This is a genomic window from Pseudoalteromonas sp. PAR1 (genome assembly GCF_947311895.1).
Taxonomy (GTDB): domain Bacteria; phylum Pseudomonadota; class Gammaproteobacteria; order Enterobacterales; family Alteromonadaceae; genus Pseudoalteromonas; species Pseudoalteromonas lipolytica_C.
In genome coordinates, this window is the sequence record NZ_CAMZMY010000036.1 from 15,160 (window position 1) to 30,188 (window position 15,029).

At 41.9% G+C, this 15,029-nt stretch carries 15 protein-coding genes and 6 tRNA genes; 16 read left to right on the forward strand and 5 right to left on the reverse strand.

The window, feature by feature from the left end:
- Genes QL229_RS19620 through rlmM form a run of 3 tightly spaced genes read left to right on the forward strand, consistent with a single transcriptional unit; the run spans nucleotide 1 to nucleotide 2,102 of the window.
- A complete protein-coding gene (locus QL229_RS19620; RefSeq protein WP_138557639.1) occupies nucleotides 1-642 on the forward strand; it encodes an alpha/beta family hydrolase in 642 nt (213 codons plus the stop codon).
- Nucleotides 639-1,007, forward strand: coding sequence for a DUF423 domain-containing protein (locus tag QL229_RS19625; protein ID WP_168246725.1), 369 nt, complete (start codon nucleotides 639-641; stop codon nucleotides 1,005-1,007). Before QL229_RS19620 ends, QL229_RS19625 begins: the two co-directional genes overlap by 4 nt.
- Nucleotides 1,008-1,016: 9 nt before the next feature.
- Nucleotides 1,017-2,102, forward strand: coding sequence for a 23S rRNA (cytidine(2498)-2'-O)-methyltransferase RlmM (gene rlmM, locus QL229_RS19630; protein ID WP_135924149.1), 1,086 nt, complete (start codon nucleotides 1,017-1,019; stop codon nucleotides 2,100-2,102).
- A 78-nt stretch (nucleotides 2,103-2,180) separates the two neighbouring features.
- On the opposite strand, the gene cysZ is transcribed toward rlmM, so the two are convergent.
- Complete coding sequence (gene cysZ, locus QL229_RS19635) at nucleotides 2,181-2,909, reverse strand: sulfate transporter CysZ (RefSeq protein WP_135924150.1); 729 nt, start codon at nucleotides 2,907-2,909, stop codon at nucleotides 2,181-2,183.
- A gap of 492 nt (nucleotides 2,910-3,401) precedes the next feature.
- On the opposite strand from cysZ, the gene QL229_RS19640 reads away from it, so the two are divergent.
- The 4 genes from QL229_RS19640 (at nucleotide 3,402) to speB (ending at nucleotide 7,395) form a co-directional block, all read left to right on the forward strand.
- Nucleotides 3,402-3,863 carry a GNAT family N-acetyltransferase gene (locus QL229_RS19640; protein WP_135924151.1) on the forward strand — a complete coding sequence of 154 codons (462 nt, stop codon included), beginning with the start codon at nucleotides 3,402-3,404 and terminating at the stop codon, nucleotides 3,861-3,863.
- A gap of 67 nt (nucleotides 3,864-3,930) precedes the next feature.
- Entirely contained in the window at nucleotides 3,931-4,371 is a 441-nt protein-coding gene (locus QL229_RS19645) for a hypothetical protein (RefSeq protein WP_138557641.1), read from the forward strand.
- Nucleotides 4,372-4,554: 183 nt separating this feature from the next.
- Nucleotides 4,555-6,468 (forward strand): biosynthetic arginine decarboxylase, encoded by a 1,914-nt coding sequence (gene speA / locus QL229_RS19650; RefSeq protein WP_130151368.1) that lies wholly within the window; start codon nucleotides 4,555-4,557, stop codon nucleotides 6,466-6,468.
- A 3-nt stretch (nucleotides 6,469-6,471) separates the two neighbouring features.
- A complete protein-coding gene (gene speB / locus QL229_RS19655) occupies nucleotides 6,472-7,395 on the forward strand; it encodes an agmatinase (RefSeq protein ID WP_063706052.1) in 924 nt (307 codons plus the stop codon).
- A gap of 58 nt (nucleotides 7,396-7,453) precedes the next feature.
- Here speB and QL229_RS19660 read toward each other — a convergent pair whose 3' ends face one another.
- Complete coding sequence (locus tag QL229_RS19660) at nucleotides 7,454-9,034, reverse strand: LysM peptidoglycan-binding domain-containing protein (protein ID WP_281547325.1); 1,581 nt, start codon at nucleotides 9,032-9,034, stop codon at nucleotides 7,454-7,456.
- Between the two features lie 145 nt (nucleotides 9,035-9,179).
- Complete coding sequence (gene gloB, locus QL229_RS19665) at nucleotides 9,180-9,953, reverse strand: hydroxyacylglutathione hydrolase (protein ID WP_138557644.1); 774 nt, start codon at nucleotides 9,951-9,953, stop codon at nucleotides 9,180-9,182.
- A gap of 53 nt (nucleotides 9,954-10,006) precedes the next feature.
- Here gloB and QL229_RS19670 point away from each other — a divergent pair, with 53 nt between their 5' ends.
- A complete protein-coding gene (locus tag QL229_RS19670) occupies nucleotides 10,007-10,765 on the forward strand; it encodes a class I SAM-dependent methyltransferase (protein ID WP_135924156.1) in 759 nt (252 codons plus the stop codon).
- Here the strand turns inward: QL229_RS19670 and QL229_RS19675 are convergent.
- Nucleotides 10,736-11,599, reverse strand: coding sequence for an MBL fold metallo-hydrolase (locus QL229_RS19675; RefSeq protein WP_138557645.1), 864 nt, complete (start codon nucleotides 11,597-11,599; stop codon nucleotides 10,736-10,738). The two genes, QL229_RS19670 and QL229_RS19675, sit on opposite strands and share 30 nt — an antisense overlap.
- 90 nt (nucleotides 11,600-11,689) lie before the next feature.
- Nucleotides 11,690-12,157 (reverse strand): ribonuclease HI, encoded by a 468-nt coding sequence (rnhA, locus tag QL229_RS19680; protein WP_054561796.1) that lies wholly within the window; start codon nucleotides 12,155-12,157, stop codon nucleotides 11,690-11,692.
- 68 nt (nucleotides 12,158-12,225) lie between these two features.
- On the opposite strand from rnhA, the gene dnaQ reads away from it, so the two are divergent.
- The 8 genes from dnaQ to QL229_RS19720 all read left to right on the forward strand — a co-directional run bounded on the left by dnaQ (nucleotide 12,226) and on the right by QL229_RS19720 (nucleotide 15,029).
- The gene (gene dnaQ / locus QL229_RS19685; RefSeq protein ID WP_138557646.1) at nucleotides 12,226-12,936 is read left to right on the forward strand and encodes a DNA polymerase III subunit epsilon; all 711 of its coding nucleotides are present in this window, start codon (nucleotides 12,226-12,228) and stop codon (nucleotides 12,934-12,936) included.
- A gap of 45 nt (nucleotides 12,937-12,981) precedes the next feature.
- Nucleotides 12,982-14,319: a TIGR03503 family protein gene (locus tag QL229_RS19690; RefSeq protein WP_235403871.1), complete on the forward strand. Its 1,338-nt coding sequence runs from the start codon at nucleotides 12,982-12,984 to the stop codon at nucleotides 14,317-14,319.
- A 98-nt stretch (nucleotides 14,320-14,417) separates the two neighbouring features.
- A tRNA-Asp gene (locus tag QL229_RS19695) sits at nucleotides 14,418-14,494 on the forward strand.
- 30 nt (nucleotides 14,495-14,524) lie between these two features.
- A tRNA-Asp gene (locus tag QL229_RS19700) sits at nucleotides 14,525-14,601 on the forward strand.
- Nucleotides 14,602-14,631: 30 nt separating this feature from the next.
- A tRNA-Asp gene (locus tag QL229_RS19705) sits at nucleotides 14,632-14,708 on the forward strand.
- Between the two features lie 30 nt (nucleotides 14,709-14,738).
- Nucleotides 14,739-14,815: transfer RNA gene (locus QL229_RS19710), tRNA-Asp, on the forward strand.
- Nucleotides 14,816-14,845: 30 nt separating this feature from the next.
- Nucleotides 14,846-14,922 (forward strand) — tRNA-Asp (locus QL229_RS19715).
- A gap of 30 nt (nucleotides 14,923-14,952) precedes the next feature.
- Nucleotides 14,953-15,029 (forward strand) — tRNA-Asp (locus tag QL229_RS19720).

Here is a 15,029-nt window from a genome sequence, read left to right on the forward strand (position 1 = left end):
ATGTTACAGTGGTTTAAAAGTGCAACGGGAAAGGCGCGTGCACAATTTATATTTGCCCACGGAGCAGGGGCAGGTAGCGACTCCGAATTTATGCAAACAATGGCTAAATTGATTAGTCAGCAAAATATTGATGTGGCGTTGTTTGATTTTCAGTATATGCAAATTGCTAAAGAGACAGGTAAGCGCAGACCTCCTGATCGCGCACCTAAGCTGCTTGCATATTTTGCCGAAGTTTTAGCTGAGCATCAGCCAGAGTTGCCGCTATTTATTGGCGGCAAATCGATGGGCGGGCGCATGGCTTCTATGCTTTGTACTGAGCAGGGTTTGGCCAATATTGCTGGCGTTGTGGCTTTTGGTTATCCTTTTCACCCACCGGGTAAACCTGAAAAACTTCGCATAGAACATTTTGTTGATATGCCATGCCCATTTTTAGTCCTACAAGGTGAACGCGATACGTTTGGTAATCAACAAGAGCTTGCTGAGCTTGAAATGGTTAACCCGCCAGAAATCAAATGGCTAAGAGATGGTGACCATTCACTAAAACCTCGTAAAAAAAGTGGTATCACAGAACAAGAAAACCTACAGCAGGCTGCGGATTACGCTGTGCAGTTTATGGCTAATTTAATTGGAGAGAAAAAATGATAAAACTGTATTTAATGACAGGCAGTATATTTTGTATGTTCTCTGTAATACTAGGCGCATTTGCTGCTCATGGTTTAAAAAGTCGCGTATCAGAATACGCAATTGGTATTTTTAAAACCGCTGCTGAATATCAAATGGTGCATGGTCTTGCGCTTATAGCGATTGCTATCTTAATTAAGTGGGGAATGAACCTGACTTGGGCTGGTGGTTTTTTTATTGCAGGTACTGTGTTATTTAGCGGTAGTTTGTATTTACTCGCATTAACGGGCATGAAATGGCTTGGGCCTATCACCCCAATTGGCGGCGTTTGTTTTATTATTGGTTGGGCTATTTTGTTAGTTCAAGCCGCACGATATAAGTTTTAAGGGGTATCTATGTCGAGTGTAGTTATTTATTGCCGAAGTGGTTTTGAAAATGATGCCGCTGCTGAAATTACTTTTCAGGCTGCCGAGCAAGGTTTTGCGGGGTACGTAAAAACAAAACCAAATACAGGGATTGTTGTGTACGAATGTTTTGATGCAAGCCACGGCGATGAGATCATAAAAAAAGTAGATTTTAAAAACATGGTATTTGCCCGCCAGTGGTTTACAGGCACGTTAGTGGATAATATGCCACTTGAAGACCGCGTTAGTGCCATTGCTGATGCAACCGTTGACTTTCCTGAGTGTGGTGACTTACGTGTAGAAACACCCGACACCAACGAGGGTAAAGAGCTTTCTAAGTTCTGCAAAAAGATTTCGACACCACTTAAAAAGTCGCTTGAAAAACGTGCAAAGGTTACACGTGAACTTGCCCAGAAAAAACCAGTCATGCATGTGTTATTTTTAGCTAATAACAGCGCTTATGTGGGGTATTCGTATACATTTAATAATTCGCCATTCTTTATGGGTATTCCGCGATTACGCATGCCAAGTGATGCACCGAGCCGCTCTACACTTAAATTAGATGAAGCATTTAATGTATTCATTCCACCTCATGAAGCTGAAGAGCGCATGCAACCAGGCATGCGTGGTGTTGACCTAGGTGCGTGCCCAGGAGGTTGGACTTATCAGTTAGTACGCCGTGGAATGTTTGTTAGCGCTATCGATAATGGTCCAATGAATGATGATTTAATGGAAACAGGGCAGGTTAAACACTTTAGAGTCGATGGTTTTAAATATCGCCCTGAAAAGCGCAATATCGACTGGTTAGTGTGCGACATGGTAGAAAAGCCAGCTAAAGTAACGAATCTTATGATTGACTGGGCAGTAAATGCTTATGCCCGCGAGCTGATTTTCAACTTAAAGTTGCCGATGAAGAAGCGTTTTGACAGTGTCTATGAATGCTTAAAAATGATTAAAGAAGAGCTTGAAAAGTACGGTGTAAGTTACGAGCTACAAGCAAAACATTTATATCATGATCGTGAAGAAGTGACCGTTCATTTAAATGTAACTAAGGTGCCACAAAGCCTCTACAGTTAACATCAATTTGAAATTAAAAAAGGCCAATCGCAATTCGATTGGCCTTTTTTATTTGAAATCAGCTTAACGTGGTTAAAGTTATGAGCGGTATTTACTGCGGTAATTTTCAACCCATAACCGGGTTCCACCACATACAGCAACCGGCATAACAATAAGGTTTACAATGGGGATTGCTGTTAAGAGCATCACTGCTAAACCAAAGCCATATGATAAGGTTTGCTTTTGTTTTAAGTCATCTTTCATGGCATTAAAACTAATTTTATGGTTATCAAAGGCATAATCTTCGTATTGGATAGCATACATCCAACAGGTGAATAGCACCCATAAAACTTGCCCAATCACAGGTAAAATCCATAGTAGAATAAAAAAGCCTATAGCGCGCGGCAGGTAATAGCAAAGTTTTGTCCATTCTCGGCCTAGCATGCGTGGCACATCTTTCATTGTATCAAGCAGACCATCATCGTTGACTTTTTGACCTGTCAGGTAAAGTTCGACTTTTTCACTGAGCAAGCCGTTGAATGGGGCTGCAATAAAGTTCGTAATAACGGTAAAGAGCATGCTGTAACTAAATAAAATGACAAGCACAGCAATCGGCCACATTAACCATTCAAGCCAGCTCAGCCATTCTGGTAGCAATGAGTTCATGTAAGCAAAGCCATCAGTTAGCCAGCCGTACAAAAAGAACAGCGAACTACCAAAAAGCAGGATATTGATTAATAAAGGAATAAGTACAAAACGTTTTAACCCCTTTTGGCTAATTAGTTTAAAGCCAGAAAAGAAGTATTCCATACCTTGAGTAAACTGCACGAGATAACCTCATCTTATTTCTTCTTGTTTGCAGTATAGGGTTTTCAATATGTTTGAACAGTCTTTTTCCGTAACAAAGTGTTTATTGAGCAAAATTGTAGCAAGCAGGCATACTGATTAATTTAAGAGGTTAAGGTGAGTTAGTTTGTTAACAAATCATTGTGAAGTGAATTGTTTAGATATTAAGCAATACCGCTTCACTGGTATTAATGTCTTAAGTTAGCGAAAAATTCTAATGTAAACTTAATTTACGGAACATTGATTTTTAGTTACAACTAACCTGCTAGGCAACCCGCAAGGCTACTCACGTTAAACGTTGTTTTTTATCATTTGAACGTATTTTCAGTTACATCGGGATGAACTAAGCGATACCATGACTGTCTGATAGTACCTATAAAAACGAATAATGAAAACAACAGTAGAGGATCACACTAATATCCGATACTATTATTAACATCATTAACAAAAAAGACATATAAAAATGGGAGTTTTATGCAGTTAGTCGATTTAAATCCAGATGATCCAGAAGTAGTAAACGTGTTTGCTGATATAGACCGACTCATTAACTCTTTATACCCCGTAGCTACAGCTCAATCATTAAGTGTTGAAGAGTTAGCTGAGCCTAATGTTTACGCCATAGGTTTAAAAAATGAAGATGGTATTGTTGCCTGCGGAGCGATTGTGATGCAAGAAGGCAACCCACCGTACGGCGAAATCCGTCGCCTGTATGTGAAACCTAGTTATCGAGGTAAAGGTTTGTCTCGCCGAATTATGCAAATCTTATTGCATCATGCTGGTGAACAACAAATCCCGCTAATTCGTCTTGAAACGGGTCCTAAGCAAACTGAATCAATTAGTTTGTATGAAAATTTAGGCTTTCATCGTTGTGGTCCATTTGGCAACTATACTGACAGCCCGCAAAGTTTATTTATGGAACTGGGACTTAATCAGTAATTGTAAGAGCTATTTAAAGCTTTGTTTTTGTGAGGTTAACGTTATTACTAAACAATCCTTGCAGGTCATGTGGCTTTTTATAGCTTTGCTGCTCATTGCGTGTGATAAAAAACACACAATACCTGAACAGCTACAAAACAAACAACCCGACCTTATTATTGATAACGCCGAGTTTTACTTAAACTCATGCCAGTCTCTTAGTGGTGTTTTTAATGATGCTGGCAAGATAACCTCCAGAGTCATTGTTACATTTCCTACTCGCCTTATGAGTTACTGTTCTGAAGAACGAACACAACTTAGCTATGATGGCACATACCTTACAGTAAAGCTTTGTCGAACAGCGTTTGCAGCAGGTGGTTGTGGGCTTGAAAGGTATCGCTCGAAAGATTTTCAACATTGGCAGGAATATATAGGGATTACCTGGGTGAATAATGAGCAGTATGAGGCATGGCGGCAGCTTGGTTCAAGCTCTACTAAAGCAGATGAAATAAACAAAGTTATCCCTTAAGCACCAAAGTTTAACTGTCTGTTTAGACTTTAAAATTATTAGTCGATAAACGATTAATTTTTCACATCAAAAATCACTCGTTACGAGTAAAAATTCTTGTTGGACTTGAATCACTATTTTTCTTTTAATGCGCGCAATTACCGCTTGCCAATTTTGGCATTACTAAAATAAAGAGAAAGATAGATGAAAGAAACAACATCACTAGAACAAGCTCGCACGAGTTACAATGTTCGTCATTGGAGCCAAGGTTTCTTTGGTATTAATGATCAAGGTGATGTGTATGTTGCGCCAAAGGCCCATGCCCCAGAGCAAACCATTGCACTAATCGATATCGCACAGCAATTACAAGACAAAGGCTTAAGCTTACCTGCGTTGGTTCGTTTTCCACAAATTTTACATCATCGAGTACATAGCTTGTGTCAGGCATTTAACACAGCAATTGAGAACTATGGTTACCCGAAAGATTATTTGCTTGTTTACCCAATTAAAGTAAATCAACAACGCGAAGTTGTTGAAGAAATTGTTGCAAGCCAAGCTGATATTGAAAAGAAACAATTGGGCTTAGAGGCGGGTAGTAAGCCTGAGCTATTAACCGTATTAGCAATGGCTGAAAAAACCAGTGCGGTGATTGTATGTAATGGCTACAAAGACCAAGAATACATTCGTTTAGCACTGATTGGCGAAAAGCTAGGCCATAAGGTTTACATTGTACTCGAGAAACTATCTGAACTAGACATGGTGCTTAGCCAAGCAAAAGAGTTAAATGTAAAACCACGCATTGGTATTCGCGTACGTTTAGCATCGCAAGGTAAGGGTAAATGGCAAGCAAGTGGTGGCGAAAAATCAAAATTTGGTTTATCTGCATCGCAAGTATTGAGCGTGGTTAATCGCTTAAAAGCATCTGATCAACTCGATTTGATCCAACTTGTACACTTTCACCTAGGTTCGCAAATGGCAAACATCCGTGATGTGCGTTTAGGTGTGAGCGAAGCTGCGCGTTTTTACTGCGAGTTACGCAAGTTAGGAGCACAAATTGATTGCTTAGATGTGGGCGGCGGTTTAGCGGTTGATTACGACGGCACTCGTAGCCAGTCTCATAACTCAATGAACTACAGCCTAAGTGAATATGCTAATAACATCGTATACACCATTGGTGACACATGTAAGTTATATGAGCAGCCAATGCCGCGCATTATTTCTGAGTCAGGTCGTGCATTAACAGCGCACCATGCCGTATTGATTTCAAATGTTATTGGCACCGAAAGCTATGTACCAGAAGACATTCAAGCGCCAGCCGCTGATGCACCACTATTATTAAAAAATATGTGGACATCATGGCAGCAGTTAAGTGATGACAATGATGACCGTGCATTAATCGAAATTTATCATGATAGCCAAGGCGATTTAGCTGAGGCACATAATCAGTTTGCACTTGGTTTATTAGATTTAACTGAGCGAGCATGGGCGGAGCAAGTTAACTTACGTGTATGTTATGAGCTTAACAAACATATGGATAACAAAAACCGTTTTCATCGCCCAATTATTGATGAATTAAATGCGCGATTAGCAGATAAGTTTTTTGTGAACTTTTCATTGTTCCAGTCATTACCGGATGCATGGGGCATTGACCAAGTGTTTCCGGTTCTGCCTTTAAGTGGTTTAACAGAAGCACCACAAAAGCGTGCCGTGTTACTTGATATTACCTGTGACTCAGACGGTGCTATGGAGCACTATGTAGACGGTCAAGGTATTGAAAGCACATTGCCAGTACCTGCATTTAGCGAAGAAAAACCTTATTTAATGGGCTTTTTCTTAGTAGGTGCTTATCAAGAAATTTTAGGTGATATGCACAACTTATTTGGCGACACGCACAGTGCAATCATAAAAATGGATGAACAAGGTCAGGCGCAAATCACCGAGATTAACGAAGGTGATACCGTTGCTGACATGATGCGTTACGTGCATTTAGATGTAGAAAGCTTCCAGCAGTCTTATGCCCAGCTGGTGGCAGCTAAATTGCCAGAAACTGAGCAGCAAAGCGTATTAGATGAGCTGCAAACTGGCTTAAACGGTTACACTTATTTAGAAGAGTTATAAGCAATGTCGACATTGTTTGACCACACAGATCATTCGTTGTACTCAAACGGCATGACGTTTTTACGTCAGCCGATGGTGCAAAACATCACTGCAATCGATGCCGATGTGGTGGTGCTAGGTTTACCATTTGACTTAGCGACCTCAGGTCGCCCTGGTGCACGTTTAGGCCCTGATGCAATTCGTCGTGCTTCAGTGCACCTTGCATGGGAAGAAACCAAGTATCCTTGGACGTTCCCATTATTTGAGCGCTTAAAATTAGCTGATGCCGGTGATTTTACTTACCCAGTAGGCGACCCAGAATATTTTACCGCGCAATTAGAATTAGCGGCCGAGCAAATTCTTCGTCAAGGTAAAACATTATTGGGCCTAGGTGGCGATCACTTTGTGACTTTGCCACTACTACGTGCTCATGCTAAACAGCACGGTAAAATGGCATTAGTTCACTTTGATGCCCACACCGATACTTACAGCAATGGTTCACGTTATGATCATGGTACTATGTTTTATCATGCACCGATGGAAGGACTAATAGATGTTGATCACAGCATTCAAATCGGTATTCGTACTGACTTTGATCAGAGCAAGCATGAGTTTGCAGTGATTGATGCAATGGCTGCTAATGATTTGCCAGCGCAAGATATTGCAGAGCAAATTAAAGCGCGCGTGGGTGACTTACCTGTGTATCTAACCTTTGATATTGACTGTCTTGATCCAGCATTCGCGCCGGGTACTGGCACACCAGTGTGTGGTGGCTTAACTAGCGATAAAGTACTTAAAGTACTTCGTGCATTGAAAGGCATTAATATGGTCGGTATGGATGTGGTTGAAGTATCACCATCTTATGACCAAAGTGAATTAACGGCGATTGCCGCAGCGACCATTGCCAATGAGTTATTACACTTATGGGCTTTGAAGCATAAATACTAAATGAGAGAGACAAAGAGCGCCATTAGGCGCTCTTTTTTTGATTAACAAGATGAAGCAATTATGCGCTTCTTACATCAACTTTTAACTTAAGTTTTTGCCCAGGTTGAATGTACTTTTGCCCAGCTAATGAGTTCCATTTAATAATATCTTCTACAGACACATTAAACTTAGCAGCAATGCGCGCTAATGAATCACCACGACGGACTTTATAAGTAATGGTGCGCTCTTTGATTTGAGTAGCAGCCAGTTGTGATTTTTCTTCTTTATATACAGTTAGCTTTTGACCAACACGTAATACAGCATCTTTTTTAAGTTTATTCCATCTTGCAAGCTCTGCAATGGTCACATCGTACTCACGGCTAATATCCCACAGCGTATCGCCACTGGCGACTTTATGGCTTAGCTTTTTACGTGTTGCTTTATTAGCAGCCATACGCACTGATTTTGGTAAATGCTGGCTATTTATCTCACCATCACTCAGTGGTACAAGTAATTGCTGACCAACACGAATAGTATTCGATGAGAGTTTATTCAGTGTTTTAATAGCGTTTGTGCTAGTAGAAAACTTCTTCGCAATCACAGATAAACTGTCACCGCGCGCAACCACGTATTGTTGCCAACGTAGACGGTCTTTTTGCTCTGTTTTTGCTAGTTTTGCAGAGAACTCTTCAACTTTATCAGACGGTAATAATAAAAAGTGCGGTCCATTAGGATCGGTCGCCCAGCGATTAAAACCCGGGTTTAAACGATAAAGTTCAGTTAAGCTAATACCTGCCATATCAGCTGCAAGCGCTAAGTCAATTTGACTACCTACATTCACCGCCTCAACTACTTGAGCATTAATAATTGGTTGCCACTTAACACCAAACTCGTCACTGCGTTTAACTAGATCAGACAGTGCTAACAGTTTAGGTACATACGAGGTCGTTTCTTTTGGTAAATCCAAAGACCAAAAGTCTGTTGGTAAATGCTTTTTACGATTCTTTTTAATGGCTCGTAGCAAACGGCCTTCACCTGAGTTATAGGCTGCGATGGCATTTAACCAATCGCCTTCTAAGGTTTTGTGAAGATATGACAAATAATCAAGTGCTGCACGGGTCGACTGTACAATGTCACGACGACCGTCGTACCACCAGTTTTGTTTTAAATCAAAACGCTCACCAGTTTGTGGCATGAATTGCCAGATGCCCGAGGCACTGCGATGTGAATAACCAAATGGGTCAAAAGCACTTTCTACAATCGGTAAAAGCGCAATTTCAATTGGCATTTGACGCTTCTCGACTTCTTCTACAATAAAGTACAGGTAAGGCTCTGCACGCTTAGAGATGCGATCTAAATAGGCCTGATGACGTGCATAGTAGTTACGCTCAGCAACCACTGGGCGGTTTTGTGGCACATCAATCGAAAGTTGGTAACGAATACGCTCCCATACATCATCAAATACCTGTGGTGGCTCATCAAGATCTGCGACCTGTTGATACTGTGCGTTAATCATTAGTGCATCATTAACGTCACTTGGGCTTGCGCCATTGAGCTGTTGCTCAACATCATTATTAGCTGTGGTATCTGAGTTAGAAGCTGTTAACTGACAACCACTTAGTACCAGCGCAAGTGTTATAACTAAAGGAGACTTATACATATATACCTATATAATCAGGTAAAAAAACTCGGCGAATATTACCTGCTATAAGCACATATTGCCACTTTATGACCAGTATATGTCAGCTCATTATTGCAAGGTGTTGATCTAAATATATAAAAATGTAATCGGTAGAGTTACACTTTTAAAAATTATCTTTCCAGGCTCTGAGACCCGCAAAGCGTTGCCAAGGTTCAGCTAGATCAAGATTTTCTTTAAGCTCGCTTGGAAGCTCATCAGTTATGTGTGGAAAATGACAACGGATAAAGGGGTTTATTTGCCTCTCAACGCTTAATTGAGTCGGTAAGCTAATTTTGCCGCTTTCTCGCAGCGCATCTACTTTATCACTGTAGTTGAGAAGGTATTCGTTATTTGGTTCAACAGCTTTTGCAAAGGCTAAGTTGGCCTGCGTGTATTCATGAGTGCAGTAGATTTTACACTCATCAGGCAGGGCTCTTAATTTACATAAAGAGTGCCACATTTGTTCAGCACTGCCTTCAAATAATCGTCCGCAGCCAGCACTAAATAAGGTATCGCCAGTAAAACTTAACTCGTCATTAATGTAACAAACATGATCGAGAGTATGCCCTGGTGTCGCAAGCACAGTAAAAGTGTAATCGTACACCGTCACCTTATCCGCTTCACAAACGCCATGGCTAATGCCTTTGAAAGGGCTGTGTCTTGGTCCGTACACCGGGATATCACGAAATGTTTTTACCAAGGCTGCAACGCCATCGGTGTGATCATAGTGATGATGGGTAATTAAAATCCCTGCCAGTGATAAGTTATTTTCGCTTAGGTAGTTTAGAACGGGCTCTGCCTGTCCTGGGTCGACCACCCACGCTGTTTGTTCAGCTTCATTGCTGATGCACCAAATGTAGTTATCAGAAAAGGCTTTAATTGCTTTAACTTGCACCATGTTTAATTGCTCTATAAAGTGACAGTTAACACACAGTATAACGAGCTCAGAAAATGAAACCAGCCCTTAGTTTTCAAGAAGGTCCTAAGCCATACTCTTGGCAGCAGTTCCCTCATGGTGACTATTTACGTGCTGAAATTGAACGTAAGCTAACACCATGGCTGCCGCGCATGTTTGGTTATCACATGCTCAAACTCGGTAATTTAAGTGGTGAGCTGGCAACCAGTGAAAGTCCTATTAAGCATCAAGTTTGCGTAGCAGAGCAGGGCTTATTTACCGGTGTTATTGCTGATGTAGACGAGTTACCGTTTTATGAGCACAGTGTTGATGCCTGCATATTATCGCACTGTTTAGAATATCATTCTGATCCGCACCATATCTTACGTGAAGCGCATCGTACTTTGATCCCCGGTGGTTACATCGTGATCACAGGCTTTAACCCGTTTAGTTTGTGTGGATTGGCGCAGTTATTACCTTTTAGCCGCCAAAAGCTACCTTGGACAGGGCGGTTTTTCACGCCATCACGAGTAAAAGATTGGTTGAATTTATTAGGCTTTGAAATAATCTCTGATGAGCGTTTTATCCATTCATCGCTTGCAAGAGGAAACCGCTTATCGCGCTTTGCTGCGTGGCGCAGCTTTGGCCAGCAATATTTAAAGCCAATGGGCAGTGTGTATATGCTGGTGGCTAGAAAGCGTGTGGCCCCGCTGACACCAATTAAACCTAAATGGCATGCAAGGCCGCAATTTTCGCCAGTGAAAGGGGCAGGTCTTAGACAAACATCAAAGCAGCACTGTGAGCGGGATAGCTAGATAATGCTGTTGCGTGTCTGTTTTACTTGGATACTGACCTGCACGAATATTTAATTGAATAGCAGGATGCAGTAGTTTTGGCACTGCCAAGGTTGCATCGCGGTTTTCACGTGTTGCAATAAAATCTTGTTTATCTCCTTTTAAGTGAATGTTTTGCTCACGCTGCTCTTTAACCGTGGTTTTGTTTGCTAAAGGTCGACCATCAGGTTGGTAGTCATGGCACATCCAAAGCACTGTATCGTCAGGAAACGCTAAAATTTGTTGTAGTGAATCATATAATTCGCCTGCGCTGCCGCCGGGAAAGTCACAGCGTGCTGTGCCACTGTCTGGCATAAAAAAAGTGTCACCGACAAATACATTGCCATCAATGTGATAGCACACACTGTCAGGAGTGTGGCCAGGCGTGGCAATCACATCAACCGTGTAATTACCTAACTTAAATTGCGCTTTATTAGCAAATAAAGCATCAAAAGGCTCGCCATTACACGGCATATCCAGATTGTAAAGTTGGCTAAAGTGCTTTTGTACTTGTGTGATCCCTTCGCCAGTGCCGAGCTTGCAAGGATGTGTGGCTTGTAATTGCTGCTTTATATAACTTGCCGCAGTGATATGGTCAGCATGGGCGTGGGTTTCAAGTAGCCATTGTAATGTCAGCTGCTCAGTTTTTATGAAGCTGATGATCTCATTGGCTGTGGTAAAACTTAACTCTCCACTTGGCATATCAAAATCAGCTGGCGCATCAATCAGCAAGCAATTTTTAGTGTTTTCGCAACTGACTAAATAACAGAGAGTGGCGCTTTGTTGATGAAAAAAAGAGTGAATGCGCAGAGCCATAATGAGTCCTTTATATTTCTTTATAGCCAAATCTTATAACATATAACAAAAATATAAAACGGCCTGCGCTAAGTTTCTTTCAAGGTAATTTTAATTACCGTCGTAACCTGTGTCTTCAAGTAATTGATCGCTGCCAGCGGCTTCGCGGGCTAGATCGTCAACAATTTCATTATATTTGTTGCCGCTATGGCCTTTTACCCAGCGCCATTCTACTTCGTGTTGCTGGCATGCTGCATCGAGTCGTTTCCATAAATCGACATTCTTAACTGGTTTTTTAGCTGCAGTTTTCCAGCCGCGTTTTTTCCAATTTTCGACCCATGACTCAATGCCTTGTTTCACATATTGACTATCGGTAGTAAGAATGACGTGACAAGAGCGGGTGAGGGTTTCTAGTGCAACGATAGCTGCGAGCATTTCCATCCGATTATTAGTTGTTAGGGTATAGCCTTGACTCAATTGCTTTTCGTGGCCGTTGTATCGCATCACGATGCCATACCCACCAGGCCCTGGATTTCCTAAACATGATCCATCGGTGTAAATCTCTACGGTTTTCTGCACTGTTTTACCTTGATATTGTGTACAATAAAGTGAATATAGAAAGATACCAGAGTCAGGCTTAAGACGATATGGCACATAGACAAATAGTTTTAGATACAGAAACCACGGGTATTGACCCAAAGCAAGGCCACCGCATCATTGAAATCGGTTGTGTTGAACTTGTGAATCGCCGTCTTACTGGCAACAACTTTCATGTGTATATCAATCCACAACGTGAAATAGAAGAAGAAGCGATAGACGTACACGGTATCACCAATGAATTTTTGCGTGATAAACCTTTGTACCACCAAATTGCCCATGAGTTTTTAGAGTATATTCGTGGCGCAGAGCTTGTTATTCATAACGCTGCGTTCGATATCGGCCACATGGACAACGAGTTTGCATTGTTAAATCAAGGTTTTCCGAAAACTGCCGATGTATGTAGTGTACTTGATACCTTGAAAATGGCGCGTGACTTGCATCCAGGTCAAAAGAATAACCTTGATGCGCTTTGTCGCCGCTATGATATTGATAACTCAAAGCGTACTTTACACGGCGCATTACTGGATTCCGAGATTCTAGCAGATGTTTACTTGGCAATGACCGGTGGACAAGTAAAGCTGAACCTCAATCAAAATAAAGATGAAGGCTCAACACATCAAACGGGTGGTATTCGTCGTCTTAGTGCCGACAGAGCACCCCTTGTGGTATTAAGAGCAACCGAACAAGAGCAAGCTGCCCATGAAGAACGTTTAGATTTAGTGGCAAAGGGTGGTCAATGTTTATGGCGTGCAGAATAAGGTAATGAAATGAGAAAACAGCTACTAGCAGGAATACTGTGCTTAATGCCTTGTATGGGATTTGCAACAGCACAAGATAAGATAACGCCATTAGCTCGGGATGGGGTTAAAAATGAAATTCCTCTGTTAGAAAACCGTTTTCGCATCGATCATAAAATCGATAAAGTAACCTTACTGTTCTTTCGTAACCGCGGTGCACCTGCCGTTGTATTGGTTCGTCCTGATGGGACTAAGTATTACGCCACAGACTCAGTGAAAAATCATGATCTTGATTGGTATGATGAGCTCAGTTATGACTTAGTCACTATTACTAATCCTATGCCGGGCCCATGGCAGGTTGTTGGCAAAATCTTGCCAGGAAGCCGTATTATGGTGATGGGAGAAATTGAATTAGATGTAGATCCTTTACCGCCGATGCTATTTCGCGGAGAGACAGTGAAACTGACTGGTCGCGTATTAAATGATGGAGAACCCATCGAAGTGGGGCAGTTTCGTGATGTGATTAGTTTGAATGTCGATTTTGTCAGTACTAATAATAGTGATTACTCAAACTTTGGTGCCGGTACGCAAAGTGTCACTGAGTTTAGAGATGATGGCCGTGGTTTTGATGAGCGCCCGCTTGATGGCGTATTTACTGGCGAATTTAAACTGACGTTTCCTGCAGGTGAGTGGCAACCAGAGCTTTATATAGAAACGCCAATACTGAAACGCACCGTGGTACAAAAACCGATTGTGGTGCACGAGCCTCCTTTTGATTATGAAATAGCGCTTGCTGAGCAAGATGAAGATGACCACATTTTAACGATCACCTTAAATCCTGAAATCGTCAAACCTGAAACCGTGCTCATTCAGGGGAAAATCTATTATCCGAATAATGAAGAGCAAATGTTCTCAATTGATGCGGATAAATCACAAATGCGCGAACTTGCAATTAAAAATTATGACTGGGGTAGATACAGTGTTGAGCTATCTGTATTTGGTAGCAATATAAATGACCGTGAATTTATGGCTACTTTACCAACTTATAAATTTGAAATTGAGCGACCCATTGAAGCTGTACCAGAAATTGTTCGCCCTGAAATCGATTTAGAAGCCCAAGCTGAGCAGCAACGAATTATTGAAGAGGAACAAAAAGCGTCCACTACACTAATGGTGATACTCATTGTTGTTGGAAATTTAATCGTTCTACTGTTAGGGTGGCTAGCGATTCGAATTTTTGTGCAGAAAAAACCACTTAAATTTAAAGTTTCTTTGCCATTTTTAAAGAAAAAAAATAAAACCGAAAATGATGAGCAAGCAGCGAAAGAAAATGAAGTCGGCAAAAATGGCTCAAAAAATGACAAATCAGGTGAAATTTTAAACCTTTCGATGTCAGATGACTAAAAAACCTGTAAAAATACAAAAAACCCCTTGACGAACCAGAGGGTGATTCGTATTATTCACGCCGCTGTCAGGGGAGACTCAGTCAGCAACGAAAATGTGGAGTGGTAGTTCAGTTGGTTAGAATACCGGCCTGTCACGCCGGGGGTCGCGGGTTCGAGTCCCGTCCACTCCGCCAATAGGAAAAATAAATAGCATTAAATACTGCGGAGTGGTAGTTCAGTTGGTTAGAATACCGGCCTGTCACGCCGGGGGTCGCGGGTTCGAGTCCCGTCCACTCCGCCAATAGGAAAAATAAATAGCATTAAATACTGCGGAGTGGTAGTTCAGTTGGTTAGAATACCGGCCTGTCACGCCGGGGGTCGCGGGTTCGAGTCCCGTCCACTCCGCCAATAGGAAAAATAAATAGCATTAAATACTGCGGAGTGGTAGTTCAGTTGGTTAGAATACCGGCCTGTCACGCCGGGGGTCGCGGGTTCGAGTCCCGTCCACTCCGCCAATAGGAAAAATAAATAGCATTAAATACTGCGGAGTGGTAGTTCAGTTGGTTAGAATACCGGCCTGTCACGCCGGGGGTCGCGGGTTCGAGTCCCGTCCACTCCGCCAATAGGAAAAATAAATAGCATTAAATACTGCGGAGTGGTAGTTCAGTTGGTTAGAATACCGGCCTGTCACGCCGGGGGTCGCGGGTTCGAGTCCCGTCCACTCCGCCA

Bases quoted from the DNA above. Each gene is read 5' to 3' on its own strand.
- QL229_RS19620 (WP_138557639.1), top strand. From the start codon at position 1: ATGTTACAGTGGTTTAAAAGTGCAACGGGAAAGGCGCGTGCACAATTT.
- QL229_RS19625 (WP_168246725.1), top strand. From the start codon at position 639: ATGATAAAACTGTATTTAATGACAGGCAGTATATTTTGTATGTTCTCT.
- rlmM (WP_135924149.1), top strand. From the start codon at position 1,017: ATGTCGAGTGTAGTTATTTATTGCCGAAGTGGTTTTGAAAATGATGCC.
- QL229_RS19640 (WP_135924151.1), top strand. From the start codon at position 3,402: ATGCAGTTAGTCGATTTAAATCCAGATGATCCAGAAGTAGTAAACGTG.
- QL229_RS19645 (WP_138557641.1), top strand. From the start codon at position 3,931: ATGTGGCTTTTTATAGCTTTGCTGCTCATTGCGTGTGATAAAAAACAC.
- speA (WP_130151368.1), top strand. From the start codon at position 4,555: ATGAAAGAAACAACATCACTAGAACAAGCTCGCACGAGTTACAATGTT.
- speB (WP_063706052.1), top strand. From the start codon at position 6,472: ATGTCGACATTGTTTGACCACACAGATCATTCGTTGTACTCAAACGGC.
- QL229_RS19660 (WP_281547325.1), bottom strand. From the start codon at position 9,034: ATGTATAAGTCTCCTTTAGTTATAACACTTGCGCTGGTACTAAGTGGT.
- gloB (WP_138557644.1), bottom strand. From the start codon at position 9,953: ATGGTGCAAGTTAAAGCAATTAAAGCCTTTTCTGATAACTACATTTGG.
- QL229_RS19670 (WP_135924156.1), top strand. From the start codon at position 10,007: ATGAAACCAGCCCTTAGTTTTCAAGAAGGTCCTAAGCCATACTCTTGG.
- QL229_RS19675 (WP_138557645.1), bottom strand. From the start codon at position 11,599: ATGGCTCTGCGCATTCACTCTTTTTTTCATCAACAAAGCGCCACTCTC.
- dnaQ (WP_138557646.1), top strand. From the start codon at position 12,226: ATGGCACATAGACAAATAGTTTTAGATACAGAAACCACGGGTATTGAC.
- QL229_RS19690 (WP_235403871.1), top strand. From the start codon at position 12,982: ATGCCTTGTATGGGATTTGCAACAGCACAAGATAAGATAACGCCATTA.